Source organism: Methylobacterium endophyticum, from assembly GCF_050591105.1.
Classification (GTDB): domain Bacteria; phylum Pseudomonadota; class Alphaproteobacteria; order Rhizobiales; family Beijerinckiaceae; genus Methylobacterium.
Genome location: NZ_JBNHES010000025.1, coordinates 24,497 through 37,268 on the forward strand (window position 1 = coordinate 24,497; position 12,772 = coordinate 37,268).

Here is a 12,772-nt window from a genome sequence, read left to right on the forward strand (position 1 = left end):
GCGGGGCGTCAGCCCTTCCTCTCCAGCGCCGCGAGACCGGCGGGCCAGGCGTCGCCGCGCAGGCGCCTGACGCCGGGGTCGGGCCGCGCGGCATAGGTGCGCACCCGCGTCGAGCTGCCCCAGGAATCGAAGTTGTAGATCGACCCGACGAGGTTCGCCGCCTCCGGCGACGGAGCGGTGGCGAGCGCCGCGAGGGGCGCCACCAGAGCGGCCGGCGGCAATGCGAGCGGGAGCGCCTCCGACAGGCCGGCGAGATCGGCGACGCAGGCGCGGATGCCGGCATCGATCTCGGCGGCGATCTCGGGCAGGCGCGGATCGGCCCCCCGGCCCGGATCCTCGCGGAAGGCGACCTCCCCCGCCGCGTCGAGATCGCAGCCCACCACCGAGCCGTGCGGCGCGGAGAAGAACAGCTCCACCGCCACCCGGTTGGCGTAGAGCGCGGCGAGCACGCCCTTCGGCAGCACGCGGGGGGTCAGCAGGGCCTCGCGCTCGGAACCGTCCGACGGCGCCTCGTGCAGGCAGAGGTAGTAGCCCTTCACCGACACCTCGGCGAGCGGCTTCAGCGCCCGCTCGAAGGCGGCCTGCGTGCTGCCGCGCCAGCCGACGTCGAAGAGCCCGATGCGCATGCCGTCACGGATGCCGGCCGCCAGCAACTGCGCGTGCAGGCCACGCCGGCAGGCGATGCAGGCGCGCAGAATCCGCCAGCGCAGCACCCGCAGCAGCGCCTCGATCTCCCGTTCGTTATGCCGGCTAAATACCGTATCCGCCGAGAGCCCGAGCCCCGCGAGCGCGGCCTCGTCCGGCAACGCGACGCCGATGCGGCCGAACAGCTCGGCAAGGGTCAGCCCGCGCCCTCCCGAGAGCAGGAAGGGAATGTTCGCCTCGAAATTCCGCTCCGTCATGGCCGCGAGCACGAACAGCACCCGCGAGCCCTTGAAGTAGAGGCTGCGCACGCCGCCCTCCGGCCAGAGCGCGCGGAGCGTGAAGCCGTCGCGCGAGAGCAGGAGCAGCAGGTCGATGCCGTCGGCGCGGGTGCGCTCCTCCAGCCAGCGCAGCAGGGCGAAGCTCGCCGGCCCGCCCGCCGCGTAGCCGTGGCGCCACCAGGGCGAGTGCTCCGGATCGTAGGCGGCGGAGGCGGCCACCCCCGCGACCACGGATTCCGCCGGCCCCGACGCCGCCGGGCGCGGGGCGGGTGGCTGGTACGGCACCGTCGCGACGCCGCGCTCGCTGCCGCGCGCGACGTCGGATTCCGGGTTGTCGCCGATATGGAGGATCGCCCCCGGCGCGACGCCGAGCAGGCGCGCCGCGCGATCGAACAGGGCACCGTCGTCGCGCTTCGTCGCTTGCGCGTCGGAGGAGACGATCACGCGCTCCACCGCGATGCCGTGGCGCGCGCACAGTTCCGAGAAGAACGCCTTCGGCAGATACATGTCCGAGAGCAGGATGCAGCGCTTGCCCATCCCCCGGCAGGCATCGAGCACGGCGACCACCTGCGGGTTCGGCCGCAGCACCAGCAGCTCGATCTCCCATTCCGACGCCTTCAGCACCGCCGCCGGCACGCCGAGATCGGGCAGGCAGGCATAGATGCCGGCGAGGTCGATCTCGCGGCGGCCTTGTGCCCGCATCGCCTTGAAGGCGGCGGTCTGCGCGGCGATGCGGGCCTTGCGAAAGCCGGGCAGCCCATGGCGCGCGCCGACGAGGTCGAACACGTCCTCGGGGCTCGCCACGAGCCGCAGGAACAGCGTGTCGAACACGTCGAAGGAGACGACCTCCGCCGCCGCGATTTTTTCGCGCAGCGTCTCGAGCAGGGCCACGCTCACGCGGGGCACGGGCGGAAGAGGCCGCTGTTCGGCTGGAGGTTCGGGTTGTGGAACGGGTCGCGGGCGAGGTGGCGCGGATGCAGGGCGAAGAGCCGGTGCCGGTCGCGCAGCAGCCGCGCCTGCTTCTCGCGGTCCCGCTCGTCCGAGCCGCGGCTCGCGGATTCGTGGTGGACCAACCGCGCCGCCTGGCAAACCACGTTGTAGAGCCCGGCCTCGTGCAGGCGCAGGCACAGGTCCACGTCGTTATAGGCGACCGGCAGGCTCTCGTCGAAGCCGCCGACCCGCTCGAACTTTCCGCGCTCCACGGCGAGGCAGGCGCCGGTGACGGCGAGCCAGTCGTAGTCGAGGGTATCGCGGCCGAAATCGGCGGGTTTTCCGCCGTCGCGCCGGTAGAAGGCATGGCCGGGCCCGTCGAGGAGGTTCACCACGCCGCAATGCTGGATGGTGCCGTCCGGGAAATGCAGGCGCGCGCCCACCGCGCCCACATGCGGGCGCTGCGCGTAGCCGATCAGCCGCTCCAGCCAGTCCGGCGTCACCACCTCGGTGTCGTCGTTGAGGAAGAGCAGGATCTCGCCCCGCGTCGCCGCCGCGCCGAGATTGTTGATGGCCGAATAGTTGAACGGGCGCGGGTCGGAGATCACCGAGACCTTTTCGCGCTTCGCCAGCCTGGCGAGGGCGGCCCGTGTGGCGGGCTCCTCGCTGCCGTTGTCGAGGACGGCGATCTCGATAGTGGCATAGGTGCTGCGCGTCAGGATCGAGTCGATGCAGGCGGCGAGCAGCGCGTGGTTGTCGCGCGTCGGGATCACGATGGAGACGAGCGGCTCGCCCACGGGAGCGTAGTTCACCCGGAACTGCCCCGGCAGGGAGGCCACCGCCTCGACCCTCCCGGAAATCCCGCAGCGGCTCAGCGCATCCTCCTTTAGCCGGCGAACAGATTCGTGCGCGTAGGGCTTGGCCGCCATGGTCGAGGCGAGCGAGGCGGGCAGCGTGCGCCAGTGGTAGAGCACCTTCGGGACATGGGCGATCCTTTGCGTGCGCTCGCTGACGCGCAGAGCCAGATCGTAGTCCTGCGCCCCCTCGTAGCCCGCGCGAAGCCCGCCGACCTCCTCCACCAGCGCGCGGCGCATGGCCGTGACGTGGCAGGTATACATGATGCTCATCAGGGCATCGGGCGACCAGTCCGGCTTGAAGAAGGGCGAGGAGAAGCGGCCCTCCGCATCGATCTTGTCCTCGTCGGAATAGACATAGTCGGCCCCCGTCCGGTCGATGGCGAGCGCCAGCTCGTAGAGGCAATCCGGCGTCAGCGCGTCGTCATGGTCGAGGAAGACGACGTAGTCGCCGCTCGCCTGGGCGAGGGCGGCGTTGGTGGTCGCGGCGATGCCGCGGTTCTCCGGCGAGAAGATCACCTCGATCCGGGGGTGCGCGATCGCCTCCAGCCCGGCCCGGGTCTCCGGGTCGGTGCTGCGGTCGTCGACGAGGATCAGCTCCCAGTCGGGATACCACTGCGCGATCACCGAGGAGACCGCCGCCTCGAGGAAGCGGCGCTCCACATCGTAGACCGGCGTCAGGATCGAGAAGCGCGGCCGCGCGCCGAGCCCGCGCAGCGCCCCGTCCCAGTCCTCGGGCCGGCGCGGCGGCAGGTAGGTATAGCCCCGCGCCTTGCGGGCGAAGCGGTAGCCGGTGCCGTCGAACGCCACCCCGCCGAAGGGGCGCGGGCGCAAGGCGCGCGCGAGGAAGCGCGGCAGGAGGCGCAACGCGGGCGCCCCCTCAGAGCTTCCCCGCCGCGCCGAAGGCCGCGAGGATGCGCGCCCAGGAGCGGGTGCCCTTGTGGAAGCTCGCGAGCTCGTACTTCTCGTTCGGCGCATGGATGCGGTCGTCGTCCAGGCCGAACCCGATGAGCAGGGTGTTGCGGTCGAGAAGCCGCTTGAAGTCGCCCACGATGGGGATCGAGCCGCCGGCCCCCACGGTGACGGGCGGCACGCCCCACTCCTCGGCGAGCGCGCCCTTGGCGATGGCGAGCTCCGGCATGTCGAAGGGCAGCGCGATGGCGCGCGAGCCCTTGTAGGTGATCACCTCGACCTTGCAGTCGGCCGGCACGCGCTCGCGCACGAAGGCCTCGAAGGTCCGGGCCAGCACCTGCGGATCCTGGTCGTCCACGAGCCGGAACGATACCTTGGCGCTGGCGGTAGAGGCGATGACCGTCTTGGTGCCCTCGCCCGTGTAGCCGCCGATGATGCCGTTGACGTCGCAGGCCGGGCGCGACTGCACCTGCTCGATGATCATCCTGCCGCGCTCTCCGGCCGGCTCCTTCAGGCCGATGGGCCCCAGGAACTTCTCGGCGCTGAGATCGAGCCCGCGCCACTGCGCCAGAAGGTCCTCCGGCGGCTCGCGCACGCCCTCGTAGAAGCCCGGCAGCGTCACCCTGCCCTCGGCGTCGTGGAGGTCGGCGATGATCTTCGAGAGGACGTGGATCGGGTTGCGCGCGGCGCCGCCGAAGAACCCCGAATGCAGGTCGCGCGAAGCGCAGGTGACCTTCACCTCGAAATAGGCGAGCCCGCGCAGCGAGGTGGTGATCGCCGGCGTCGAGGGGTTCCACATGCTGGTGTCGCAGACGAGCACGATGTCGGCGCCCAGCCTGTCGCGATTGGCCGCGACCCATTCGGGCAGCCCCTGCGAACCGTTCTCCTCGGCGCCCTCGATCAGGATGGTGACGCCGCAGGGCAGCTCCCCGGCCATGGCCTTCCAGGCCCGGCAGGCCTCGATGAAGGTCATCACTTGGCCCTTGTCGTCGGAGGCGCCGCGCCCGACGATCCGCTTGGCGCCGTTCGCATCCGTGGCGATGCGCGGCTCGAAGGGCGGCGTCTCCCACTGGTCCAGCGGGTCGACGGGCTGCACGTCGTAATGGCCGTAGAACAGCAGATGCGGCGTGCCGGGCTTCGGCGCGCTGGCCAGCACCACCGGGTGCAGCGAGGTCTCCTCGACGGTGGTCTCGAAGCCGAGGGCCGTCAGCGTGCCCTCGAGCCACGCGGCGGCCTCCCGGCAATGGGTGGCGAAGGCCGGGTCCGTCGAGATCGAGGGGATGCGCAGGAACGTGAACAGCCGCTCCAGGGCGTTGTCGAGATCGGCGTCGATGTCGTTCAGGATCGGGTCGAGGTCTGCCATCGCGCGTCCTTCGGGCTTGCCGTGTCGCATCTCGCGTCAGCGTTAGCCGAGGCTGGCCCGGAACGGAAACCCCGAACGCATCCGCGACGGCCCGTTCCTGCGGTGGACACCCATGCGCGCCGCGCGGCAGATAGGGTGACGCCATCCCCCCCGGCACGGACTGCGACATGGGCGCCTTGGGTTTTCTTCTGGTCTTTCTCGGCGCCGGCCTCGGCGGCATGGCGCGGCACGCCGTCGGCATGGCGGCCATGCGGCTGGGCTCGTCCTTTCCCATCGGCACCATGGGCATCAATATCGCCGGCTCCGTCGCCATGGGCCTGTTCGCCGGCTGGTTCGCCCAGCGCGACGCCACCCAGGCATGGCGCCTGTTCGTCGCGGTGGGGATCCTGGGCGGCTTCACCACCTTCTCCTCCTATTCCCTCGACGCCGTGCTGCTGCTGGAGCGCGGCGAGACGGGGGCGGCCTTCCTCTACGTCGTCGGCTCGGTTGCGCTCGGCATCGGCGGCCTCTTCGCCGGCCTGCTCGCCATGCGCGCGCTGCTCTGACCATGGAGGATTCGGGCCTGTCCTGGCGCGTCTGGGCGATCCTGTCGGCGGGTTTCGCGGCGCTGACCGCGATCCTCGCGAAGCTCGGCGTCGCGGGCGTCCCCTCCGACGTCGCGACCCTGGTGCGCACGGTGGTGATCCTGGCCTTCGCCGCAGCCATCGTCGCCGCGACCGGGCAGGGCGCGGCGCTGGCCTCCATCGGCGGGCGGTCCCTCCTCTTCCTGGTGCTCTCGGGGCTCGCCACGGGCGCCTCCTGGCTCTGCTACTTCCGGGCGCTGTCGCTGGGCGATGCCGGCCGGGTCGCGCCCATCGACAAGCTGAGCGTGGTGTTCGTGGCGGTCTTCGCCGCGCTCTTCCTCGGCGAGACGCTCTCGCCGGCGGGCTGGCTCGGCGTCGGGCTGATCGCCGGTGGCGCCGTCCTCGTCGCCGTCTCGGGCTGAGCCATGGCCGGATCTCGCGCGCTCGCGGCAGCCGCCCTCCTGGCGGCCACCCTCCCGGCCCGAGCGGACGGACCTTTCATCGACGCCGCGACCCGCGTGCCGGGGCTCGCCGTCGAGATGCGCTACGCCGGCAGCGACAACTTCGTCGGCCGCCCCATCGCAGGCTACGAGGCGCCGCGCTGCCTGCTGACCCCGCAGGCCGCCGCCGCCCTCTCGAAGGCCGCGACGGCGCTCGCCCGCGAAGGCCTGGGGCTCAAGGTGTTCGACTGCTACCGGCCCCTGCGCGCGGTGGCGGATTTCGCCGCCTGGGCCCGCGACCCGGCCGATACCAAGATGCGCAAGGCCTATTACCCGGATGTCGACAAGCGCGACCTGTTCCGCCTCGGCTACATCGCCGAACGCTCGGCCCATTCGCGCGGCTCCACCGTGGACCTGACCCTGGTGCGCCGCGTCGACGGGGGCGAGCTCGACATGGGCACGCCCTTCGACCGCTTCTCCCCCGATTCCGCTCCCGCCTCGACGGCCGTCGCGCCCGAAGCGCGGGCGAATCGGCGACGCCTGAGGGCCGCCATGGAGGGCGCGGGCTTCTCCCCCTACGCCGCCGAATGGTGGCACTTCACCCTGCGGCGCGAGCCGTTCCCGAACCGGGCCTTCGACCTGCCGGTGCGGTGAGCGCCATCCGCAACCCGCCCCGAGACCGGATCTTTTTCAGGAAAAATCGAACCGCTCCAAAGTATGAATGCCGACATTTCAAGACAAAGGCGATTTATACTCGTTCCAATATTTCAATTTCTGCTTGCATCCTCTGCCGATGACGGCGATGACCTGCTCGAGGGCGGCCCGCGAGGCCGCGATCGCTTCGGAGGACGGCAGGCATGGCCGGAATTCTCGACGTGATCCGAACCTGCGCGCGGCTCGCGTGGTGGGACGGTTCCAGCATCGACCTGCGGCTGCATCGCCTGGGCGATCTCGCCTTCGGCCGGGAGCCGGAGAGGGTGCCCGTGCGGGTGCGGGCCATCGGAGAGCGGGCATGAGCGCGGGCACCACGGTGGGCGAGCGCGCGCGGCGCGAACGCGAGCGCGACGCCCTGGCGCGCAACCAGGAGGCGATGGAGCTCGCCCTGACCAAGGCGTTCTGGCGCGGCCTCGCCGACCGGCCGATGCCGCCGATGGCGGCGTTGGAGATCGCGGCGCGGGTGGTCGGCGCGCTCTACCGGCAGGTGGCGGACGCCCACCAGGGGCCCCATGCCTGCGGCTGCGGCTGGGAACCGGAGCCGGACGGCGACCTCATCGTGCTGGAGGCGAACCTCGCCGCCGCGCTGCTCGGGCCGCCGCGCCGCGATCTCGCGCGCATGCCCGCCGTCGGCCACGCCTGACGCGTCTCGGAACCCCCGCCCGCCCAGGCGTGTTCGCGCTTCGACGACCCATGACACGGTTCGAGAGGCGACATGAGCGAGATCACCTACCACATCGTCGAGCATGACGGCGGCTACGCCTACAAGGTCGGCGACGTCTTCTCCGAGACCTTCCCGAGCCGGGCCGAGGCGCTTCAGGCCGCCCAGGCGGCCGCCGCCGAGCAGCAGGTGCCGGGCTCCACCGAGGGCATCCGCTACCAGGACGGCAAGGGCGGCTGGCACGACGAGACCGCGCGCGGCGACGACCGGCCCGTGGCCAAGGTCGAGGACTGAGTCCCCGTCCGGCGGCGCGCCGCACCACCCGGCGCGTCGTCGGAACTTGGCCGCTCGCCACGGTCTTCCCCGTTCACACAACGAGAGGAAGACCGCCATGAAACTCCATGTCCTGGTCGCCGCCGGGCTCTTCGCCGCGACGCCCGTGCTGGCCCAATCCATCGGCGAGAAGACCGGCGTCAATTCGCTGATCGGCATCGCGCCGAAAACGGCCGATTTCGTCAAGGAAGTCGCGGTGAGCGACATGTTCGAGATCAAGTCCAGCGAACTCGCGGCCGAGCGCGCCGACGAGGCCACCAAGACCTTCGCCAAGCAGATGATCGCCGATCACCGCAAGACGTCGGGTGAACTCAAGGGCCTGGTCGAGAGCGGCAAGGTCCAGGCCGCCCTGCCGGCGGAGCTCGACAGCGCCCACCAGAAGAAGCTCGACACGCTGGCCGGGCTGAAGGGCGGCGACTTCACCAAGCAGTATCACAGCGATCAGGTGAAGGCGCACAAGGACGCCGTGGACCTGTTCAAGCGCTACGGCGACGGCGGCGAGAACGCCGACCTCAAGGCGTGGGCGGCCAAGACCCGGCCGGCGCTAGAAGGCCACCTGAAGATGGCCGAGGACCTCGACAAGTAGCAGGCGAGCGCTGCCGCGCCGGCCCTCAGCCTTCCTCGATGGAATCCACCCTGTCGGGATAGAAGGCGAGATGGCCGGCGATGGCCGCCACCGCCGGATGGGGCGTCTCGTAGCTCCAGGCGGCGTCCGCGCGCCGGACGCCGCCGACGCTCAGGTGATGGTAGCTCGCCGTGCCCTTGTAGGGACAGACACTGGTGCGCTCGCTCGGCGCGAGGAACGCGGCGTCGATATCGGCGCGCGGGATGTAGAGGACGACGGGGTAGCTCGCCTCCTTCAGCGCCAGGGCCGAGCGGGTCTCGGCGACGATCGCCCCGTTCAGCCGGACCCGAACGGGACGCGGATGCGGCGTGATCGCGATGGGATGGTCGGGGCCGGGTTCCTTCACGGCTTGCCTCCGGTGTCGGGGGAGAGTTCGGCGGTGCCGAGCGCATCCGCCAGGCGCGCCTTGGCGCTGCCGGGACGGAGCGGCTTCTGCTGGCTCTCGTGCGGGGCCCAGCCCGACAGCCAGAGGATCTCGAAGGTGGCGCGCACCCGCCCGTCCGGGTCGGAGAAGTGCTCCGCGTAGAAGGAGGCCGCGCGCAGCAGCGTCTCACGGCGTAGCGGCGTGCGGCGGCGCTCGGCGAGCGCGTTGGTCATGCCCATGGCGCGCAGGTCCCGCATCAGCGCGAAGGGGTCGGCATAGCGGACCGTGAGCGTCTCGGTGTCGGTGACGGGCAGCGCGAAGCCGGCGCGCTGCAAGAGCGCCCCGATCTCGCGCACCTCGGCGAAGGGGGCGACGCGCGGGCTGATGCCGCCCTCGACCTCCGCTTCCGCCTCGGCGAAGCTGCGGCGCAGCTCGGTCAGGCTGCGGCCGCCGAGCAGGCAGGCGACGAAGAGCCCGTCGGGCTTGAGGGCGCGGCGCACCTGCACCAGCGTGCCCGGCAGGTCGTTGACCTGATGGAGCGCGAGCAGCGACACGGCGAGGTCGACGCTTCCCGGCCGGACCGGCAGCACCTCGGGATCGGCCACCGCCAGGGCGTGCCCGCCCATGGGCTCCGGCGCCGGGGCGAGACGCAGCACCCGCTCGCTGCGCCCGGAGGCGAGGAGCCGGGCGGCGGCATCGGGCGCGGGGGTGGCGAGATCGAGGGCGACGGGGAAGCGTCGCAGCACGGCCGACAGGCGGTCGTCGAGATCCTCGACGGCGCGCTCCAGCAGGAAACCCGCATAGCCGGCCCTGCGCGCCCGCACGAGACGGGAGCGGGCGAGCGTCGTGTCGAAGAGAGGAGGGGGCCGGTCCATATCCGTCAGACATGGCGCCTACGGCCGCCGGATGCCAGCGCCCCGCCATCGCGCGCCGCCATGGACAACACGATTTCGGGAGCCCGGAACGGGAATCGTCGCCGGCCGTTGCAGCTCCACGCCGGACATGAGCCTTTGCCGGACTGGGAGATTGGTGAAATGAAACGGATCGTCCTCTGCGCCGCGACGGCGCTCACCGTCCTCGCCCTCTCCACGGGCGCCGAGGCGAAGGGCTGCATCAAGGGCGCCGTCGTCGGCGGCATCGCCGGGCACATGGCCGGGCATGGCGTCGTCGGAGCGGCGGCCGGCTGCGCGATCGGCCGCCACCAGGCCAACAAGGCCGACCGGGAGAAGCAGGCCCAGCCGCCGCAGCAGCAGACCGCGCACTGAGCGGAGCGCGCCTTCTCTTCGCGGGCGCCCTGTCGAGAGCCCTCGGCGGGGCGCTGGGGCTCGTCTATCCACCCTCCTGCGTCGCCTGCGGCGCCGCCACGGTGGAGGCGAACGCGCTCTGCCCGGCCTGCTGGGCGGGGATGCGCCATATCGCGGCGCCCTTCTGCCCGCGCTACGGCACGCCCTTCGCCGTCGATCTCGGTGTCGGCACGCTGCTCTCCGCCCGCGCCATCGCCGATCCGCCGGCCTTTTCGCGCGGGCGGGCGGTGGCGCTCTACGACGGCGTCGCGCGCGAGCTCGTTCACAAACTCAAATACGGCGACCGGCTCGACCTCGCCGGCATCATGGGCCGGATGATGGCCGCGAGCGGCCGCGACCTGATCGCGGAGGCCGATTGCGTGGTGCCGGTGCCGCTGCACCGCTGGCGCCTGTGGCGGCGGCGGTTCAACCAGGCCGCGCTTCTTGCGCGGACGGTCGCTCGGGCCGAAGGCAAGCCGCTGGAGCTGCGCGCCCTGTCGCGCGTCAAGGCGACGCGCTCACAGGTGGGCCTCACCCGTGCCGCGCGGGCCCGCAACCTCCAGGGGGCGTTCAAGGTGCCGGACGCGGCCCGCCCTCGCGTCGCCGGCCGGAAGATCCTGCTCGTGGACGACGTCTCCACCACGGGCGCGACGGGCAATGCAGCGGCCCGCGCCCTGCTCCGCGCGGGGGCGGCCTCCGTCGATCTCCTCACCTTCGCGCTGGTGGCCGAGGAGATCGGCTGATCCCCTCGGCCGATCGCTTCGTGCCCGTCCGCGTCAGCGGATCTCCTCATGCCAGGTACGGCCGTCGCGCTCGATCAGGGCGATGGAGGCCGTGGGGCCCCAGCTTCCGGCCGCGTAGGGGCGCGGCGGCTCAGGCCGGTCGCTCCACGCCTTGATTAGGCTGTCCGCCCAGGCCCAGGCCGCCTCGACCTCGTCGCGGCGCATGAACAGCGTGGCGTTGCCGCGCACCACGTCCATGAGCAGGCGCTCGTAGGCATCCGGGTAGCGCTGCTTGAAGGTCTCCTCGAAGGAGATGTCGAGGTTGGTCGGGCGCAGGCGCATGCCACCGGGGCCGGGGTCCTTGGTCATCACCTCGAGCTTCATGCCCTCCTGCGGCTGGAGGCGGATGACGAGCCGGTTCGGCTCGCGCCCGAAGGCCTCGCTCGGAAAGATCGAGAAGGGCGAGGCGCGGAACTGCACCACGATCTCGGAGAGTTTTTGGGGCATGCGCTTGCCGGTGCGCAGGTAGAACGGCACCCCGGCCCAGCGCCAGGACTGCACCTCGACCTTCAGCGCCACGAAGGTCTCCGTGCGGCTCGGGGTGCCGAGGTCCTTGAGGTAGCCCTCGACGGGTTTTCCGTCGACGGCCCCGGCGCCGTACTGGCCGCGCACGGTGACGGCCTGCACGTCCTGCGCGGTGATGGGTTTCAGCGCCCGCAGCACCTTCAGCTTCTCGTCGCGCACGGAATTGGCGTCGAGGTTGAGCGGGCTCTCCATGGCGGTGAGGCAGAGGAGTTGCAGGATGTGGTTCTGCAACATGTCGCGCAGGGCGCCGGAGGTGTCGTAGTAGCCCGCCCGGCTCTCGACGCCGACGGTCTCGGCCACCGTGATCTGGACGTGGTCGATGACGTCCGCCGTCCAGAGCCGGTCGAAGATGGTGTTGGCGAAGCGCAGCGCCAGCAGGTTCTGGACCGTCTCCTTGCCGAGATAATGGTCGATGCGGAAGATCTGCTCCTCGGGGAAGACCTCGCCCACGGCGTCGTTGATGGCCTTGGCGGACTTGAGGTCCTTGCCGATGGGCTTTTCCAGCACGACGCGGGACTTCTCGCCGATGAGCCCGTGCTTGGACAGGTTGCGGCAGATCGAGCCGTAGAGGTCGGGCGAGGTGGCGAGGTAGTAGGGCCGCACCTGATCCGGCCGCTCGGCGAGCTTCTGCGCGAGATCGGTCCAGCCGTCCTCGCCGGCCCCGTCCACGGCGACGTAGTCGAGATGGTCGAGGAAGGCGGTGAGCGATTCCTCGGAGAGGTCGTCGGCCGGCACGAAGCGCTTGAGCGCATCGCGCGCCCGCTCGCGAAAAGCCTCCGCCGAGAGCTCCGAGCGCGAGGCGCCGATGATCCGGCTGGTGCCGGGGATCTGCCCGTCCTTGAACCGGTAATACAGGGCCGGGAGCAGCTTGCGGGTGGTCAGGTCTCCGGTGGCGCCGAACACGACGCAGTCGAAGGAGGCGACGGGAATGATGGTGGCCAAGGACGACTCCGGGTGTCTGACGGTGAAGGTCCGGCGGCGCGCCGCAGGCTCAAGTGTTTAAGCCCCTCGCAAGGGCTTCGCCACCCGGCGGCGCGCCGTGCCGTCGGCCGGGCGGAAACGCGGGTCCACGATTGGCCATGCGCGCGGATCGATCAGATCGCGGATCTGGAGCAGGCCGTCCCGGAAGGGGGTGGCCGCCTCGGGCAGGGCGATGCTGGTCGCGTCGGGGCGATGCGGCGCGGGGCGATTCGTCCGCTTGCGGGGTCGTCGGGTATCTATCTCAAGCCTCGGCGTGCTTGCGGAGCGCTGCCAGTGCCGCGCCGAGCGATCATGCGCCGGAGATACCGGAGCCCCCCCGGAGAGGACGGAGAACCCGCCTCGTACGGTCTACGGTCGATGCGTTAAGCGACGCGCGCCTCCCTCCCCCCACTGCGCAGGGCTATCGCACATGAGTAAAGAGATTGAAGAGATAGTCTTTGCTCCACGCGGCGTGCTTCATCTTCTTGCGGATGGGCAGGTCGGACGGGTGTGACGCCAAGATGTTGCGCGCGAGGCGGC

At 71.2% G+C, this 12,772-nt stretch carries 15 protein-coding genes; 9 read left to right on the forward strand and 6 right to left on the reverse strand.

Annotated elements, in window-relative coordinates; translation table 11 throughout:
* Window positions 1-8: 8 nt before the first annotated feature.
* From ACP56T_RS20310 to ACP56T_RS20320, 3 genes are read right to left on the reverse strand one after another with little or no spacing between them, the layout of a single operon-like run.
* Window positions 9-1,820, reverse strand: coding sequence for a hypothetical protein (locus ACP56T_RS20310; protein ID WP_430913973.1), 1,812 nt, complete (start codon window positions 1,818-1,820; stop codon window positions 9-11).
* Entirely contained in the window at window positions 1,817-3,574 is a 1,758-nt protein-coding gene (locus ACP56T_RS20315) for a glycosyltransferase (protein WP_430913974.1), read from the reverse strand. The genes ACP56T_RS20310 and ACP56T_RS20315 overlap by 4 nt, the downstream gene beginning before the upstream one ends.
* Before the next feature lie 13 nt (window positions 3,575-3,587).
* Window positions 3,588-4,982, reverse strand: coding sequence for a M20/M25/M40 family metallo-hydrolase (locus tag ACP56T_RS20320; protein ID WP_430913975.1), 1,395 nt, complete (start codon window positions 4,980-4,982; stop codon window positions 3,588-3,590).
* 176 nt (window positions 4,983-5,158) lie between these two features.
* Between ACP56T_RS20320 and crcB the strand changes: the two genes are divergently transcribed.
* The 7 genes from crcB (at window position 5,159) to ACP56T_RS20355 (ending at window position 8,279) form a co-directional block, all read left to right on the forward strand.
* Window positions 5,159-5,527: a fluoride efflux transporter CrcB gene (crcB, locus tag ACP56T_RS20325; RefSeq protein ID WP_430913976.1), complete on the forward strand. Its 369-nt coding sequence runs from the start codon at window positions 5,159-5,161 to the stop codon at window positions 5,525-5,527.
* A gap of 2 nt (window positions 5,528-5,529) precedes the next feature.
* Entirely contained in the window at window positions 5,530-5,967 is a 438-nt protein-coding gene (locus ACP56T_RS20330) for an EamA family transporter (RefSeq protein ID WP_430913977.1), read from the forward strand.
* Between the two features lie 3 nt (window positions 5,968-5,970).
* Window positions 5,971-6,639 carry a M15 family metallopeptidase gene (locus ACP56T_RS20335; RefSeq protein ID WP_430913978.1) on the forward strand — a complete coding sequence of 223 codons (669 nt, stop codon included), beginning with the start codon at window positions 5,971-5,973 and terminating at the stop codon, window positions 6,637-6,639.
* A 203-nt stretch (window positions 6,640-6,842) separates the two neighbouring features.
* Window positions 6,843-7,001 carry a hypothetical protein gene (locus ACP56T_RS20340; RefSeq protein WP_430913979.1) on the forward strand — a complete coding sequence of 53 codons (159 nt, stop codon included), beginning with the start codon at window positions 6,843-6,845 and terminating at the stop codon, window positions 6,999-7,001.
* Window positions 6,998-7,342: a hypothetical protein gene (locus ACP56T_RS20345; RefSeq protein ID WP_430913980.1), complete on the forward strand. Its 345-nt coding sequence runs from the start codon at window positions 6,998-7,000 to the stop codon at window positions 7,340-7,342. Before ACP56T_RS20340 ends, ACP56T_RS20345 begins: the two co-directional genes overlap by 4 nt.
* A 72-nt stretch (window positions 7,343-7,414) precedes the next feature.
* Window positions 7,415-7,654, forward strand: coding sequence for a DUF2188 domain-containing protein (locus ACP56T_RS20350; RefSeq protein ID WP_430913981.1), 240 nt, complete (start codon window positions 7,415-7,417; stop codon window positions 7,652-7,654).
* A 97-nt stretch (window positions 7,655-7,751) separates the two neighbouring features.
* Complete coding sequence (locus ACP56T_RS20355) at window positions 7,752-8,279, forward strand: DUF4142 domain-containing protein (RefSeq protein WP_430913982.1); 528 nt, start codon at window positions 7,752-7,754, stop codon at window positions 8,277-8,279.
* Window positions 8,280-8,304: 25 nt separating this feature from the next.
* On the opposite strand, the gene ACP56T_RS20360 is transcribed toward ACP56T_RS20355, so the two are convergent.
* Complete coding sequence (locus tag ACP56T_RS20360; protein WP_430913983.1) at window positions 8,305-8,664, reverse strand: DUF427 domain-containing protein; 360 nt, start codon at window positions 8,662-8,664, stop codon at window positions 8,305-8,307.
* Complete coding sequence (locus tag ACP56T_RS20365; protein WP_430913984.1) at window positions 8,661-9,557, reverse strand: methyltransferase domain-containing protein; 897 nt, start codon at window positions 9,555-9,557, stop codon at window positions 8,661-8,663. Before ACP56T_RS20365 ends, ACP56T_RS20360 begins: the two co-directional genes overlap by 4 nt.
* Before the next feature lie 159 nt (window positions 9,558-9,716).
* Here ACP56T_RS20365 and ACP56T_RS20370 point away from each other — a divergent pair, with 159 nt between their 5' ends.
* Together ACP56T_RS20370 and ACP56T_RS20375 are read left to right on the forward strand one after the other, a co-directional pair.
* Complete coding sequence (locus ACP56T_RS20370) at window positions 9,717-9,947, forward strand: hypothetical protein (protein ID WP_430913985.1); 231 nt, start codon at window positions 9,717-9,719, stop codon at window positions 9,945-9,947.
* Window positions 9,944-10,708 (forward strand): ComF family protein, encoded by a 765-nt coding sequence (locus ACP56T_RS20375; RefSeq protein WP_430913990.1) that lies wholly within the window; start codon window positions 9,944-9,946, stop codon window positions 10,706-10,708. The genes ACP56T_RS20370 and ACP56T_RS20375 overlap by 4 nt, the downstream gene beginning before the upstream one ends.
* Window positions 10,709-10,741: 33 nt before the next feature.
* Here the strand turns inward: ACP56T_RS20375 and zwf are convergent, their stop codons facing one another.
* Complete coding sequence (zwf, locus tag ACP56T_RS20380; protein WP_430913986.1) at window positions 10,742-12,214, reverse strand: glucose-6-phosphate dehydrogenase; 1,473 nt, start codon at window positions 12,212-12,214, stop codon at window positions 10,742-10,744.
* Window positions 12,215-12,772: the final 558 nt, after the last annotated feature.

Coding starts and splice junctions, on each gene's coding strand:
- ACP56T_RS20320 (WP_430913975.1), bottom strand. CDS start 4,982: ATGGCAGACCTCGACCCGATCCTGAACGACATCGACGCCGATCTCGAC.
- ACP56T_RS20330 (WP_430913977.1), top strand. CDS start 5,530: ATGGAGGATTCGGGCCTGTCCTGGCGCGTCTGGGCGATCCTGTCGGCG.
- ACP56T_RS20335 (WP_430913978.1), top strand. CDS start 5,971: ATGGCCGGATCTCGCGCGCTCGCGGCAGCCGCCCTCCTGGCGGCCACC.
- ACP56T_RS20340 (WP_430913979.1), top strand. CDS start 6,843: ATGGCCGGAATTCTCGACGTGATCCGAACCTGCGCGCGGCTCGCGTGG.
- ACP56T_RS20345 (WP_430913980.1), top strand. CDS start 6,998: ATGAGCGCGGGCACCACGGTGGGCGAGCGCGCGCGGCGCGAACGCGAG.
- ACP56T_RS20350 (WP_430913981.1), top strand. CDS start 7,415: ATGAGCGAGATCACCTACCACATCGTCGAGCATGACGGCGGCTACGCC.
- ACP56T_RS20355 (WP_430913982.1), top strand. CDS start 7,752: ATGAAACTCCATGTCCTGGTCGCCGCCGGGCTCTTCGCCGCGACGCCC.
- ACP56T_RS20365 (WP_430913984.1), bottom strand. CDS start 9,557: ATGGACCGGCCCCCTCCTCTCTTCGACACGACGCTCGCCCGCTCCCGT.
- ACP56T_RS20370 (WP_430913985.1), top strand. CDS start 9,717: ATGAAACGGATCGTCCTCTGCGCCGCGACGGCGCTCACCGTCCTCGCC.